Origin of the sequence: Nocardia sp. NPDC006630, from assembly GCF_040611495.1 — a bacterium.
Taxonomy (GTDB): Bacteria; Actinomycetota; Actinomycetes; order Mycobacteriales; family Mycobacteriaceae; genus Nocardia.
The window spans coordinates 295,203-309,103 of the sequence record NZ_JBEXOK010000011.1 but is presented as its reverse complement, the minus strand read 5'-3'; the positions used below and the strand labels follow the sequence as shown (position 1 = coordinate 309,103).

Genomic DNA, 13,901 nt, shown 5'->3' with positions numbered 1-13,901 from the left:
GCAGATACGACCGTTCAGTGCAGAGTTCACTGTCAGTGCAGAGTCCGATCGCAAGCGACCCGTCAGTGGCCGTGCGACGAAATGTGAGGTCCGGGAGGTCGAAGGTGCACCCAGGCAGTGACGGTCCCCGCCATGTCCCGGTTCTCCTCGATCGCGCCGACGAAATCCTCGGTCCCGCACTGGGTTCCGATGGCGCCGTCTATCTCGACTGCACACTCGGACTCGGTGGCCATGCCGAACACTTCTTGCATACCTACCCGAATATTCGCCTGATCGGGTTGGATCGCGATACCGAGGCCCTGAAGCTGGCGGGGGAGCGACTACGCCCCTACGAAAACCGGATCACGCTGGTACACACCACGTATGACGGCATCGCCGCCGCGCTCGAGCAGGCCGGTCTGCCGCCTCGCGGCAGCGTGCAGGCGATTCTGATGGATCTCGGTGTCTCCTCCATGCAGCTCGACGAGGCCGAACGCGGTTTCGCCTACTCCATCGACGCCCCGCTCGATATGCGGATGGACTCCAGCACCGGCCCCACGGCCGCCGATGTGCTCAATACCTATGGGCACGGCGATCTGGCCCGGGTGCTGAAGGTCTACGGCGAGGAGCGCTTCGCGGGCAAGATCGCCTCGGAAGTGTTGCGCCGCAGGCAGAAAACCCCCTTCGTCACCAGCGCGCAGCTGGTGGAGCTGCTCTACGACGCCATTCCGGCCGCGGCCCGCCGTACCGGTGGACATCCGGCCAAGCGCACCTTCCAGGCGCTGCGGGTGGAGGTGAACCGGGAGCTCGAATCCCTCGAGGCGGCGGTGCCGGCCGCGCTGGACGCGCTGGCGCCCGGTGGCCGGATCGTGTTCATGAGCTATCAATCTCTCGAGGACCGGGTGGTCAAGTCGGAGTTGGCGAAGCGTGCCGCTTCGAAGACCCCGCTGGACCTGCCCGTGGAATTGCCCGGCATGGGACCGGAATTCAAGATCCTGACCCGCGGTGCGGAGAAGGCGACCGAGCAGGAGATCGAAGACAATCCGCGGGCCACTCCGGTGCGCATGCGGGCAGCCGAACGGATCGTTGGGGAGGAGCAGGCGTGAGCGGTCAAGCCCGGAGGCGGCAGCGGAGCGTAACCACGGAGGGCTCCGCGCACGCCCGCATATATACAGCGAAGTTTCAGGCTCGGAGGTCACACGTGCGCCCGGCGTGCGAAGGGGCCGCCCTATGACGACGATCAGGGCGCAGGCGACGGGCCGGGGGGCTCGTCGGGTGCAGGCGGCGGAGCAGGTGAAATCGGGTGCGGCGCAACGGGCTTACGCGCGCCGTCGCAGTCGCGAGCGCACCGAGCTGCCGCAATTGCTGCGGCGCACCGGCGAATCCGTGCCGCGCGGGCGGATGTCGTTCGTGGCCACCATTATCGCGCTGCTGGGCTGCGGTCTGGCGGTGACGCTGCTGCTGACCACCCGTTCCACCGAGGACAGCTATCAGCTGGGTGATGCCAGGCGCGTCAATCAGCAGCTCTCGGATGAGCGGGCGGCGCTGCAGCGTGAGGTGGAGTCGGCCGATTCGGCGCCCGAACTGGCCGCGCGCGCAGCGGAATTGGGCATGATCCCCGCGAAGGATCCGGCCCGCCTGCTGGTGGCCCCGGACGGTTCGGTGACGGTGGTCGGCAATCCGATTCCGGCACAGGGCTCCCCGGCCCCGCCGCTGAACACCACGCCGCCGGTGCCGGTGGCGCAACCGCCGAAGCTGGTGCAGGCACAGGGTGAGCGGCTGGTCCCGGTCACCACGACGCCCAACCCGCCCACCACCACTACCGCGCCGACGACGGCGCAGGCGCCGCAGTCACCTGCCCTGCAGGCCGCGCCGAACGGAACGCCTCGATGAGTTTTTCCCGCGCGGTACGCGGCGGTCGTGACTCCGGCCGGGGACGTGCGGCCGCCGGCCGCAGCCGAACCGCCTCCGGCCGTGCGGGTTCCGGGCCGGGGCGTGCGTCCCGGCCGCGTGCCGCTCCCGGCATGGACGCCTCGACGCGCTTCCGGTTCGGGGTGGGCCGGTTCGTCATGCTGCTGGCGCTGCTGGTGGCCGCCGCCCAACTGCTGTGGATTCAGAGCTGGTCCGCGCCGACCCTGTCGGCGGAGGCGGCCAGTCAGCGCACGGTGAAGCTGCCCGATCCCGCGACCCGCGGTCCGATCACCGACCGCTACGGCAAATCGCTGGCCTTCACCATTGCCGCGAAGGCGCTCACCTTCCAGCCCGTGAAGGTGCGTAAAGAGCTGTCCGATGCGCACACCAAGAACCCGTCGGCGCCGGATCCGGATGACCGGCTGCAGGCCATTGCCAAGTACATTCACCAGAAGCTGGGCAATGACGCACCGGAGCAGGATCTGCTGACCAAACTGCGCAGCGATGATCCGTTCTCCTATCTGGTGCGCAATGTGGACCCGCAGGTGGCGGCCGATATCAGTCTGCAGTTCCCCGAGGTCGGCACCGAGCGCCAGGACATGCGTGAATATCCGGGTGGTTCGCTGGCCGCCAATATGATCGGCGCGACCGGCTGGGACGGGCACGGGCAGATCGGCCTGGAGTCGGCGATGGATGCGATCCTCGCGGGCTCGGACGGTTCCATGACCTATGACCGCGGTTCCGACGGTGCGGTGATCCCGGGCAGCTGGCGTGATCGGCTGCCCGCGGTGAACGGTTACGGCGTTGAGCTGACCCTGGATTCGGATCTGCAGTACTACGTGCAGCAGCAGGTGCAGCAGGCCAAGGACATGTCCGGCGCGCAGTCCGCCTCCGCGGTCGTGCTGGACGCGCATACCGGCCAGGTGCTGGCCATGGCCAATGACGCCACCTTCAATCCCGCACTGGGCCCGCAGTATTGGTCGCAGTCCGATCTGGGCAATCCGTCGGTGCAGTCGGTGTACGAGCCGGGTTCGGTCAACAAGATCGTCACCGCGGCCGCCGCCATCGAATACGGTCTCACCACTCCCGATGAGGTGCACCAGGTTCCGGGCAGCATCAGCCTCGGCGGTGTCACCGTGAACGACGCCTGGGTGCACGGCGTCGCGCCGTATACGACCACCGGAATCTTCGGTAAGTCCTCGAATGTGGGCACGCTCATGCTGGCGCAGCGCGTCGGCGAGGACCGCTGGTACGACATGGTCAAGAAGTTCGGCATCGGCCAGCGCACCGGTGTGGGCCTGCCCGGTGAGAGCGCCGGCGTGCTGCCCGCCCGGGATCAGTGGTCGGGCGCCACCTTCGCGAACCTGCCCATCGGCCAGGGACTTTCGATGACGACCCTGCAGATGACCTCGATGTACCAGGCCATCGCCAATGACGGCGTGCGGATTCCGCCGCGCATCGTGAAGGCCAAGATCGCGCCGGACGGCACCCGCACCGAAGAGGATCAGCCAGACAGCGTCAAGGTGGTCAGCCCGCAGACGGCGCAGACGCTGCGGCAGATGTTCGAGGCGATCGTGCAGAAGGATCCGCAGGGCGGCAACCAGACCGGCACCGGAACCCAGGCCGCCATCGAGGGTTATCAGGTGGCGGGCAAGACCGGTACCGCGCAGCAGATCGACCAGAAGTGCCACTGCTATTCGAACGACCGCTACTGGATCACCTTCGCCGGTATGGCGCCCGCGGACAACCCGCGCTATGTGATCGGCATGATGCTGGACGCACCGGTGCGCAGCTCCGACGGCAGCGGCGGCGGATCGGCTGCGCCGCTGTTCCACAGCATTGCGTCCTGGGCGCTGCAGCGTGATCGGGTGCCGCCGTCACCACCGGCCAAACCACTGATTCTGCAGGCGAGTTAGAGCAGGTAGACGATGGCAGTGACGCAGACCGCTCCCGGCGCGTGCACGGGCGGGTGACCGAACTGCGCCGTGCCGATCGCGCGGCTTTCGAACACAGGTAACCTGACTCGTCGATCCGAGTCCCATCGTCGGATTTCAGCTATGACCACATCCCGGAGAGGAGCTTCGTGCCCGCGCAGTCCAGCCCGCAGGTACTTCGGCCCGCCGCACCGCCGGTGACCACCCTGCGCACGGTGGCGGAGTTGACGGGCGCGCGCTCGGCCGGTTCGGCCGGAATGCTCACCGGCGCCGAGTCACAGGTACAGCTGACCGGAATCGAGCAGCGCTCGAACGAGGTGCTGCCGGGTGATCTGTTCGCCGGTCTGGCCGGCACGCATGCGCACGGCGCCCGGTTCGCCCGGGCCGCGGTGGAGCGCGGCGCGGTCGCGATCTTCACCGATCCGGCGGGCGCGGAGCTCATCGGCGCGATCGAGGTCCCGGTGCTCGTGCACGATGCGCCGCGTTCGGTGCTCGGCGAATTGTCTTCGGCGCTCTACGGTGATCCCTCGCGCACGCTGCGCATCATCGGCATCACCGGCACCTCGGGCAAAACCACCACCGCGTATCTGGTGGAGGCGGGTCTGGCGGCCACCGGTTTCCGCACCGCGCTGCTCGGCACCATCGAGACCCGCATCGGCGGCGTCCGGGTGCCGTCGGCGCTGACCACCCCCGAGGCCCCGCAGCTGCACGCCATGTTCGCCGTCATGGTGGAGCAGGGTGTGCAGGCGGTGGTCATGGAGGTCTCCAGCCATGCGCTCGCGCTGGGCCGGGTGGACGGGGTGCGTTTCGCGGTCGGCGCGTTCACCAATCTTTCGCAGGACCACCTGGATTTCCACACCGATTTCGAGGACTACTACGCCGCCAAGCGCCGCCTGTTCGTTCCGGACGACTCGGCCGTGGTGCCCGCCGCCAAGGCGGTGCTCTGCATCGATGACGAGTGGGGCACCCGGCTGGCCGGAGACGTGTCCGTGGCGGCCATGGCGAACGGGCAGCCGGAGATCGTGACCGTGACCACCCGCCCCGGCGTGGGCGCGGACTGGGTCGCCGGTGCGGCCACCCAGGGTGCGGCCTCGCAGCAGTTCGAGGCGACCGGTCCCGGTGTGAATCTGGATGTGCGCCTGCGACTTCCGGGCGCGTACAACATCGCCAACGGCCTGCTCGCACTCGCGGTGTGCGCAGCGGCCGGCGCCGATGCGGCCGGTGCCGCAGCGGCTTTGGGCGAGGTGGATGTGCCCGGGCGCATGCAGCGGGTGGAGCGCGGACAGGATTTCCTGGCCGTGGTCGACTACGCGCACAAGCCCGCGGCCATCGAATCGGTGGTGGCGACCTTGCGTGCGCTGCTCGCCGAGCAGGACCGGGGCCGGCTGGCGGTGGTGGTCGGCGCCGGTGGTGATCGCGATGCCGGCAAGCGCCCGCTCATGGGTGCGGCCGGGGCGCGCGGCGCCGATCTGCTGATCATTACCGACGACAATCCACGCAGTGAGGATCCGGCGGCCATCCGCGCCGCCGTCCGCGCCGGAGCCGATGAGGTTCCGGCGGGTGAACGCGGAGAGGTCCGGGAGGTCGGGGACCGGGCCGACGCCATCGCCGCCGCCGTCGACTGGGCGAATCCGGGCGACGTGGTGCTGATCGCGGGCAAGGGACATGAGACAGGGCAGGAGATTTCGGGAGTGAAGTATCCGTTCGACGACCGCGAGGTGCTCGCGGCGGCCTTGTCGCGAAGGACGAGGGACCTGACGCATTCATGATCGAGATGACTTTGCGGGAGATCGCGGAGATCGTGGGCGGAACGCTGCACGATATCCCCGACCCCGACGTATCGGTCACCGGAGCGGCCGAATTCGATTCGCGCCGAATCTCTTCCGGTGATCTGTTCCTGGCACTGCCGGGAGAGCACACCGACGGCCACGATTTCGCGGCCCGGGCGGTGACCGCGGGTGCGGTCGCCGTACTGGCCGCGCGCCCGGTGGGCGTTCCGGCCATCGTGGTCGCGCCCCAGCCGCACGCCAGCCGTGCCATCGCGCTGGCGCACGACACCGACGGTTCCGGCGCCGCGGTCCTCGAGGCCCTGGCCAAGCTGGCCCGCGCGAGCGTGGACCGGCTGGCGGCCGCCGGCAATCTGACCGTGGTCGGCGTGACCGGCTCCTCCGGTAAGACCTCCACCAAGGATCTGCTGGCGGCGGTGCTGGCCCCGCTGGGCGAGGTCGTGGCGCCCCCCGGCTCCTTCAACAACGAACTCGGCCATCCCTGGACGGCCCTGCGCGCCGACGCGAACACCCGCTTCCTGGTCCTCGAGCTCTCCGCTCGCGGACCCGGACATATCAAGGCGCTCACCGAGATCGCCCCGCCGAATGTCGGCGTGGTGCTCAATATCGGCACCGCGCACCTCGGCGAATTCGGCAGCCAGGAAGTCATCGCCCAGACCAAAGGCGAACTCGTGGAAGCGCTTCCGGCCTCCGGCCTGGCGGTGCTGAACCTCGACGACCGCCTGGTCGCCGCGATGGCCGGGCGCACGCGGGCCCGGGTGGTGACCGTCGGCGCGAATTCGAACGCCGATGTGCGCGCCACCGGCGTCACCATGGACGAGCAGGCGCGGGCGCGATTCACGTTGCACCACAATGGCGACAGCGTTCCGGTGCGGCTCGCGGTGCACGGTGAGCATCAGGTCGGCAATGCCCTTTCCGCCGCCGCGGTGGCGCTGAATCACGGCGCCGATCTGGCGACCGTGGCCCGCGCGCTCGAAGGCGCGAACGCCGCCTCGGTCCGCCGCATGGATGTGCGCACCCGGCCCGACGGCGTGACCGTCATCAACGACTCCTACAACGCCAATCCGGATTCGGTGCGCGCGGCCCTCAAGGCGCTCGTCACCATGGCCCGCTCGGCCGGCGCCGACGGGCAGGGCCGCGAGGTCGGCCGCCGCCGCAGCTGGGCCGTGCTCGGCGAAATGGGCGAGCTGGGCGATGAATCGGTGATCGAGCACGACCGCATCGGCCGGCTCGTGGTGCGGTTGGACGTGGACCGGCTCATAGTGGTCGGCACCGGGCGGCCCTCGCACGGCATGCATCAGGGAGCGGTGATGGAAGGTTCATGGGGTGCGGAGTCGATACTGGTTCCCGATCTCGAGACCGCCATCGAGATTCTCGATGCCGAACTCGAATCGGGTGATGTGGTGCTGGTGAAGGCCTCGAAGTCGGTGGGGCTCTGGACCGTTGCCGAGCACCTGCTCGCCGCCACTGCGGAGCAGCCTTCGGTGACCGCTGCGGAGAAACAGCAGGAGGCCGCGCAATGACCCAGATTCTGCTGTCGGCGGCCATCGCGCTCGCCGTCTCCATTCTGCTGACGCCCGCGGTGATCAGCTGGTTCGCCAAACAGGGCTTCGGCCAGGAGATCCGGGTCGACGGCCCGGAGAGCCACAAGGCCAAGCGCGGCACCCCCACCATGGGCGGCGTCGCCATCATCATCGGCATGTGGGCCGGTTACCTGGGCTCGCACCTGATCTCGATGAGCTACGGCGAACCCGGACCGTCCGCGTCCGGTCTGCTGGTCATGGGCCTGGCCACCGCGCTCGGCGCGGTCGGCTTCCTGGACGACATGATCAAGCTGCGCAAGCAGCGCAACCTGGGCCTCACCGCCGCGGGCAAGTACATCGGGCAGCTTGCCTCGGCGATCATCTTCGGTGTGCTGGCGCTGCAGTTCAAGGGCGCCAACGGTTTGACGCCCGCCAGCCGGCACCTGTCCTACACCCGCGACATCACCACGGTGTCCATGGGCGTGGTGATCTTCCTGGCGTTCGTCTCGCTGATCGTGGTGGCCTGGTCCAATGCGGTGAACCTGACCGACGGCCTGGACGGTCTCGCGGCCGGTTCCATCAGCCTGGTGCTGGGCGCGTACATGATCATCACCTTCTGGCAGTGGCGCAATGCCTGCTCCACGCATCCGGAGGCGGGCTGCTACAACGTGCGTGATCCACTGGACCTGGCGCTCGTCTGCGCCGCCGGTGGCGCCGCCTGCATCGGCTTCCTGTGGTGGAATGCCGCGCCCGCCAAGATCTTCATGGGCGATACCGGTTCGCTGGCGCTGGGCGGTCTGCTCGCGGGCCTGTCCATCACCACCCGCACCGAACTGCTGATGATCGTCATCGGCGCGCTCTTCGTTGCCGAGGCGGCCTCGGTGATCCTGCAGGTGGCGGTGTTCCGCACCACGCGGAACCGATTGTTCAAGATGGCGCCGTTCCATCACCACTTCGAATTGAGCGGGTGGGCGGAAACGACGGTGATCATACGGTTCTGGTTGCTGGCCGGCATGGCGTCGGCGATCGGCCTGGGCCTGTTCTACAGCGATTACCTCTCTGCGGTCGGGTGAACTGATGGTCGAACATTCTCCGAGGGTCCTGCGCTCGCCGGGCCCCATGCTCGAATTCCTGCGTGGTCGTGACGTTCTCGTCGCCGGCTGGGGGGTGTCGGGGCGCTCGCTGGTCGAGCCGCTCCAGGACATCGGCGCCCGGCCGGTCGTCACCGACGGCGGCGCCAAGGCGCTGGCCGAGGCCGCCGAACTCGGGGTGGCGACAGCCACTTCCGCCGATCTTCTGGAACCCGATGCGCTGCAACGGTTCGCGCTGGTGATCACCAGCCCGGGCTGGCGGCCGGATTCCCCGGTGCTGGCTTCGGCTGTCACCGAGGGCATTCCGGTGTGGGGCGATGTCGAGTTCGCCTGGTGGGTCGATCAGGCCCGTATCTACGGCCCGGTGCGCAAGTGGCTGGTGGTGACCGGTACCAACGGCAAGACCACCACCACGCAGATGACGCATTCGATCCTGCGCGCCGCGGGCATTCCCAGTGTGGCGTGCGGCAATATCGGCCTGCCCATTCTGGATGCGCTGCGGCGCAGTCCCGGTCCGCAGGTGCTCGCGGTGGAACTGTCCTCGTTCCAGCTGCATTGGGCGCCGTCGGTGCGGCCCGAGGCCGGTGTGGTGCTGAATGTGGCCGAGGATCACCTGGATTGGCACGGCGGCCTGGACGCCTACGCGGCGGCCAAGGCGCGCGCGCTCACCGGACGGGTCGGCGTGGTCGGCCTGGATGACCAGGTCGCCGCCGCGCTGGCGCGAAAGTCCAAGGCGCGCCGCACCGTCGGCTTCCGCATCGGTGTTCCCGCCGACGGTGAACTCGGTGTGGTGGACGGCAAACTCCTCGATCGCGCCTTCACCAAGGCCGCCATCCTGGCCGAGGTGGGCGATATCAGCCCGCAGGGCCCGGCCGGTGTGGCCGACGCGCTCGCGGCGGCCGCGCTCACCCGATCCATCGATGTGGCTCCGCAGTTCGTGAAGGAGGGCCTGCAGGAGCACAAGGTGGGCCCGCATCGCGCCGCCTTCGTGCGGGAACTGTGCGGTGTCGAATTCGTCGACGATTCCAAGGCCACCAACCCGCATGCCGCGCGCTCCTCGATCATGGCGCACCAGTCGGTGATCTGGGTGGCGGGCGGTCAGCTCAAGGGCGCCAGCGTCGAGGACCTCGTCGAAGAGGTGCGCGAACTGCTTGTCGCCGCCGTGGTTTTCGGCGCGGACGCCGCGGTGATCGCCGCCGCACTGGCGCGACACGCCCCGGATGTCCCCGTGGTGGAGCTGAATTCGGGGGACGATGCAGGGATGGGTGACCCCTTCGCCGAAGTCGAACCCGAAGCGGTGATGGCCCGCGCGGTTCGCGTGGCCGCAGGGTATGCCACCCGCGGCGACACCGTGCTGCTGGCTCCGGCGGCGGCTTCTCTGGATATGTTCGCCGACTACACGCATCGTGGGCGAAGTTTCGCGGCAGCGGTGCAGGCCCTGGACGAAAAGGACATCGGGAGAACGGAATGACGGCACCGCGGCGGGCCGCGAAAGAGTCACCGCGGTCGGCCGCGAAGGAAGCGCCGCGGCAGGCCAAGGACGCACCGCGGGCCGCGTGGTTCGTGGCCTGGCTGGCCCGCCCGCTCGCCTCGTTCCACCTGGTGGTCGCGATCGCGATACTGCTCACCCTGCTCGGCTTGGTCATGGTGCTCTCCGCCTCCAGCGTCGAGTCCTATGCCGACGGCAAATCCGCGTATTCGCTGTTCATGCTGCAGGTGGCGATGGCGGCCTTCGGCGCGGTGCTGTTCTATATCGCGCTGCGGATTCCGATGCGGGTGATGCGGCGGCTGTCGTTCCCGGTCTTCGCGCTGTCGGTGCTGCTGCTGGTGCTGGTGCTGATTCCCGGCGTCGGCACCAAGGTGCAGGGTTCGCAGCGCTGGTTCGACCTCGGCTTCGTTTCGGTGCAGCCGTCCGAGATCGCCAAGGTGACCCTGGTGGTGTGGGGTTCACATCTGCTGGCGTCGCGGCAGACCGAGAAGGCCGGGTACAAGGACCTGCTCATGCCGCTGGTGCCCGCGGGCCTGCTGGTGTGTTTCCTGGTCGTGCTGGAGCCGAACCTGTCGACCACCATCGCGCTGGGCATCGTGCTCACCTCGCTGCTGTGGTTCGGCGGGCTGCCGCTGCGCATGTTCGTCACAATCGCGGTGTCGGGCGCTGTGGCGGCCGGTGTGCTTGCGCTGTCGGCCGGTTACCGCTCCGACCGCATGCGGGCGTTCTTCAGCCCCGGCAGCGATCCGCAGGGCATCGGCTATCAGGCCCGCCAGGCCAAGTACTCCCTTGCGGACGGCGGGATCTGGGGCCGCGGCCTCGGTCAGTCCCGCGCCAAGTGGAGCTATCTGCCCAACGCGCACAACGACTTCATCTTCGCGATCATCGGCGAGGAGCTCGGTTTCCTCGGATGTGCCTTGGTACTGGGCCTTTTCGCGCTGTTCGTCTACGCGGGCCTGCGCATCGCGACCCGGTCGGCGGATCCGTTCATCCGGCTGCTGACCGGTTCGGCCACCACCTGGATCACCGGGCAGGCGTTCATCAATGTCGGCTATGTGGTGGGCCTGCTGCCGGTGACCGGTCTGCAGCTGCCGCTGGTCTCGGCGGGTGGTTCCTCGCTCGCCATCACGCTGCTCATGTTCGGCATCATCGCCAATGCCGCCCGGCACGAACCGGAGGCGGTGGCGGCGCTGCAGGCCGGACAGGACGGGCGCTTCAGCCGGCTGCTGCGGCTGCCGGTGCCCGAAATGTATTCGCCCGCACGGGCGCAGGCCGCCCGGGCGCGCAAGAAGCCCAAGCCGAAACCCAAGCCCAAGGCGGGCGTCAAGGCCGCCCCGCAGCGCCGCGCCCTACCGCCCAGCGGCCGCGGCCGGGGTGGCAGTGATGCGGCGGCGCGGCGGTCCGTAGATTCCGATACCGCCAGGCGCACCAGCCGCTCCACCGAATCGTGGCGCAGCACGCGGGCCTGGGAGCCCAGCTATCCGACGAAACACGATAGGGACAGGGGACATTCGAGGTGACAGTGGAGCGGCCGCTCTCGGTGATCGTGGCGGGCGGTGGCACCGCAGGGCATATCGAACCCGCATTGGCGGTGGCCGACGCGCTGCGGCGGCGGGATCCGGCCATCCGGGTGACGGCGCTGGGCACCCACCGCGGCCTGGAGACGAAACTGGTCCCCGAACGCGGTTATCCGCTGGAGTTGATTCCGCCGGTTCCCCTGCCGCGCAAGCCCACCGCCGATCTGCTGCGACTGCCCGGCCGGGTGCTGGCCTCGGTGCGCCGCACCCGCGAGGTCATCGACACGGTGGAAGCCGACGTGATCATCGGCTTCGGCGGCTACGTCGCGCTACCCGCCTACCTCGCCGCCGGTCGGGGACTCACCCCCGGAATGACGAGGCGAGGCAGGCGCAAGGTGCCCGTGGTGGTGCACGAGGCCAATGCCATGGCGGGCATCTCCAACAAGATCGGTGCGCGCCTGGCCACGAGAGTCCTGGCGGCAGCGCCGAACTCAGGTGTGCGCTCGCGCGGCCGCGCCGATGCCGAGGTGGTGGGCATTCCGGTGCGCTCGGCCATCACCACCCTGAACCGGGCGGCGCTGCGAGCGGAAGCCCGCGAGCACTTCGGCCTGCCCGCCGACGGACCGGTGCTGCTGGTGTTCGGCGGTTCACAGGGCGCGCGCAGTCTGAACGAGGCGGTATCCGCCGCCGCGCCGCAGCTGACCGCCGCCGGGATCTCGGTGCTGCACGCGCACGGACCCAAGAACACCCTGACTCTCGCGGGCCTGCACGAACCCGCGAAATACGTTGCGGTGCCGTACCTGTCGCAGATGGCCCTGGCCTACGCGGCCGCCGACGCCGTCGTCTGCCGCTCCGGCGCCATGACGGTCGCCGAGGTGTCCGCGGTCGGCCTGCCCGCCTTCTATGTGCCGCTGCCGCACGGCAATGGGGAGCAGGAACTCAATGCGCGGCCGGTGGTCGCCGCGGGCGGTGGCAGAATCGTGGCGGACGCGGAGCTGACTCCGAAATACGTGATCGACGAGGTGATACCGCTGCTGCTGGATTCCGATCGGCTGACGGCCATGGGCCGCGCGGCGGCCGGCGCCGGGCATCGGGACGCCGCGGACGAGGTTGCGCGCATTGTGTGGGAGGTGGCAGGTCGTGAGTGAAGCAGCGGACAACCGAAACGTGATCGTCGAACAGGAGACGGACCTACCCGAACTGCTGCAGCGGGTGCACATGATCGGCATCGGCGGCGCCGGAATGTCCGGCATCGCGCGGATCCTGCTCTCGCGCGGCGGCATGGTGTCCGGTTCGGACGCCAAGGAGAGCCGGGGCGTGCTCGCGCTGCGGGCCCGCGGCGCCCAGGTGCGCATCGGCCACGATGCCGGTGCCCTGGACCTGCTGCCCGGCGGCCCGACCGCCGTGGTGACCACCTACGCCGCGATTCCCAAGACCAATCCCGAACTGGTGGAAGCACATCGGCGGGGCCTGCCGGTGCTGCTGCGCCCGGCGGTGCTGGCCGAGCTCATGCAGGGCCACAAGACCCTGCTGGTCTCCGGCACCCACGGTAAGACCTCCACCACCTCCATGCTGGTGGTGGCGCTGCAGCACACCGGCGCGGACCCGTCCTTCGCGGTCGGCGGTGAGCTGAACGAATCGGGCACCAATGCCCACCACGGCACCGGCGGCATCTTCGTGGCCGAGGCCGATGAGAGCGATGCCTCGCTGCTGCAGTACGCCCCGGATGTCGCGGTGGTCACCAATATCGAATCCGACCACCTGGACTTCTTCGGCACCGATGAGGCCTACACCCAGGTCTTCGACGATTTCGCGGACCGCCTGCAGCCCGGCGGCCGGCTGATCGTCTGCCTCGACGACGCGGGCTCGTTCGGCCTGGCCGAGCGCACCCTCGCGCGGCTCGGCGACAATCCGCGCGGTATCGAGGTGATCGGTTACGGCTCGGGCGATTTCACGACCCCCGGACTGACCCTCGGCGCACAGCTGCTGTCCTGGGAGCCGCGCGATGTCGGCGGCGTCGCGGTCTTCCAGCTCTCCGACGAACCGGCCGCCCGCACCCTGCGGCTCTCGGTGCCCGGTCGCCATATGGCCCTGAACGCGCTGGGCGCGCTGCTGGCCGCCCGCGCCGCCGGCGCCGATATGGGCGAAATCATCCAGGGCCTGGAGGGTTTCGGCGGCGTGCACCGGCGCTTCCAGCTCACCGGCCGGGAGAACGGCGTACGCGTCTTCGACGACTACGCCCATCATCCGACCGAGGTGCGCGCGGTGCTGAGCGCGGCCGCGGAACTGGTGGCGCAGGAGGCTCGCGACGGCGCCCGCTCGCGGCCGGGCCGGGTCATCGTGGTCTTCCAGCCGCACTTGTACAGTCGCACCGCCACTTTCGCGACCGAGTTCGGCACCGCCCTGTCCCTCGCGGACGAGGTCGTGGTGCTCGACGTGTACGGCGCGCGGGAAGAGCCGCTACCCGGGGTGAACGGTGCGCTGGTGGCCAATGCCGTCACCAAACCCGTGCACTACCAGCCGGATATGTCGCGAGTGGGCCGCCAGGTGGCAGCTCTCGCGCGGCCCGGCGATGTGGTGATCACCATGGGCGCGGGCGATGTGACCATGCTGGGCGGGCAGATTCTCGACGGGCTGCGCGCACGACCCTCGCACGGGCGGTGAGCGGAG

10 protein-coding genes are annotated in these 13,901 nt (G+C 69.2%); all 10 read left to right on the top strand.

Going from position 1 to position 13,901, the window contains the following annotated elements; translation table 11 throughout:
- The first annotated feature begins 104 nt into the window (after positions 1-104).
- The 10 genes from rsmH (at position 105) to murC (ending at position 13,895) form a co-directional block, all read left to right on the top strand.
- On the top strand, positions 105-1,085 hold the full coding sequence (gene rsmH / locus ABZX86_RS31965; RefSeq protein WP_355128802.1) for a 16S rRNA (cytosine(1402)-N(4))-methyltransferase RsmH: 981 nt from the start codon (positions 105-107) through the stop codon (positions 1,083-1,085).
- Positions 1,086-1,209: 124 nt separating this feature from the next.
- Complete coding sequence (locus ABZX86_RS31960; RefSeq protein WP_355128800.1) at positions 1,210-1,872, top strand: hypothetical protein; 663 nt, start codon at positions 1,210-1,212, stop codon at positions 1,870-1,872.
- 131 nt (positions 1,873-2,003) lie between these two features.
- Complete coding sequence (locus ABZX86_RS31955) at positions 2,004-3,806, top strand: penicillin-binding protein 2 (protein ID WP_355128969.1); 1,803 nt, start codon at positions 2,004-2,006, stop codon at positions 3,804-3,806.
- Between the two features lie 167 nt (positions 3,807-3,973).
- Positions 3,974-5,593 carry a UDP-N-acetylmuramoyl-L-alanyl-D-glutamate--2,6-diaminopimelate ligase gene (locus ABZX86_RS31950; protein ID WP_355128798.1) on the top strand — a complete coding sequence of 540 codons (1,620 nt, stop codon included), beginning with the start codon at positions 3,974-3,976 and terminating at the stop codon, positions 5,591-5,593.
- Positions 5,590-7,134 carry a UDP-N-acetylmuramoyl-tripeptide--D-alanyl-D-alanine ligase gene (gene murF, locus ABZX86_RS31945; protein WP_355128796.1) on the top strand — a complete coding sequence of 515 codons (1,545 nt, stop codon included), beginning with the start codon at positions 5,590-5,592 and terminating at the stop codon, positions 7,132-7,134. The genes ABZX86_RS31950 and murF overlap by 4 nt, the downstream gene beginning before the upstream one ends.
- The gene (gene mraY / locus ABZX86_RS31940) at positions 7,131-8,207 is read left to right on the top strand and encodes a phospho-N-acetylmuramoyl-pentapeptide-transferase (protein WP_297610214.1); all 1,077 of its coding nucleotides are present in this window, start codon (positions 7,131-7,133) and stop codon (positions 8,205-8,207) included. The genes murF and mraY overlap by 4 nt, the downstream gene beginning before the upstream one ends.
- A gap of 46 nt (positions 8,208-8,253) precedes the next feature.
- Positions 8,254-9,696: a UDP-N-acetylmuramoyl-L-alanine--D-glutamate ligase gene (gene murD, locus ABZX86_RS31935; RefSeq protein WP_327146647.1), complete on the top strand. Its 1,443-nt coding sequence runs from the start codon at positions 8,254-8,256 to the stop codon at positions 9,694-9,696.
- Positions 9,693-11,234: a putative lipid II flippase FtsW gene (gene ftsW, locus ABZX86_RS31930; protein WP_355128793.1), complete on the top strand. Its 1,542-nt coding sequence runs from the start codon at positions 9,693-9,695 to the stop codon at positions 11,232-11,234. The genes murD and ftsW overlap by 4 nt, the downstream gene beginning before the upstream one ends.
- On the top strand, positions 11,231-12,379 hold the full coding sequence (murG, locus tag ABZX86_RS31925; protein WP_355128791.1) for an undecaprenyldiphospho-muramoylpentapeptide beta-N-acetylglucosaminyltransferase: 1,149 nt from the start codon (positions 11,231-11,233) through the stop codon (positions 12,377-12,379). Before ftsW ends, murG begins: the two co-directional genes overlap by 4 nt.
- 70 nt (positions 12,380-12,449) lie before the next feature.
- Positions 12,450-13,895: a UDP-N-acetylmuramate--L-alanine ligase gene (murC, locus tag ABZX86_RS31920; RefSeq protein ID WP_355128967.1), complete on the top strand. Its 1,446-nt coding sequence runs from the start codon at positions 12,450-12,452 to the stop codon at positions 13,893-13,895.
- Positions 13,896-13,901 lie beyond the last annotated feature (6 nt).

Coding starts and splice junctions, on each gene's coding strand:
- ftsW (WP_355128793.1), top strand. CDS start 9,693: ATGACGGCACCGCGGCGGGCCGCGAAAGAGTCACCGCGGTCGGCCGCG.
- ABZX86_RS31955 (WP_355128969.1), top strand. CDS start 2,004: ATGGACGCCTCGACGCGCTTCCGGTTCGGGGTGGGCCGGTTCGTCATG.
- mraY (WP_297610214.1), top strand. CDS start 7,131: ATGACCCAGATTCTGCTGTCGGCGGCCATCGCGCTCGCCGTCTCCATT.
- murF (WP_355128796.1), top strand. CDS start 5,590: ATGATCGAGATGACTTTGCGGGAGATCGCGGAGATCGTGGGCGGAACG.
- murC (WP_355128967.1), top strand. CDS start 12,450: ATGATCGGCATCGGCGGCGCCGGAATGTCCGGCATCGCGCGGATCCTG.
- murD (WP_327146647.1), top strand. CDS start 8,254: ATGCTCGAATTCCTGCGTGGTCGTGACGTTCTCGTCGCCGGCTGGGGG.
- ABZX86_RS31960 (WP_355128800.1), top strand. CDS start 1,210: ATGACGACGATCAGGGCGCAGGCGACGGGCCGGGGGGCTCGTCGGGTG.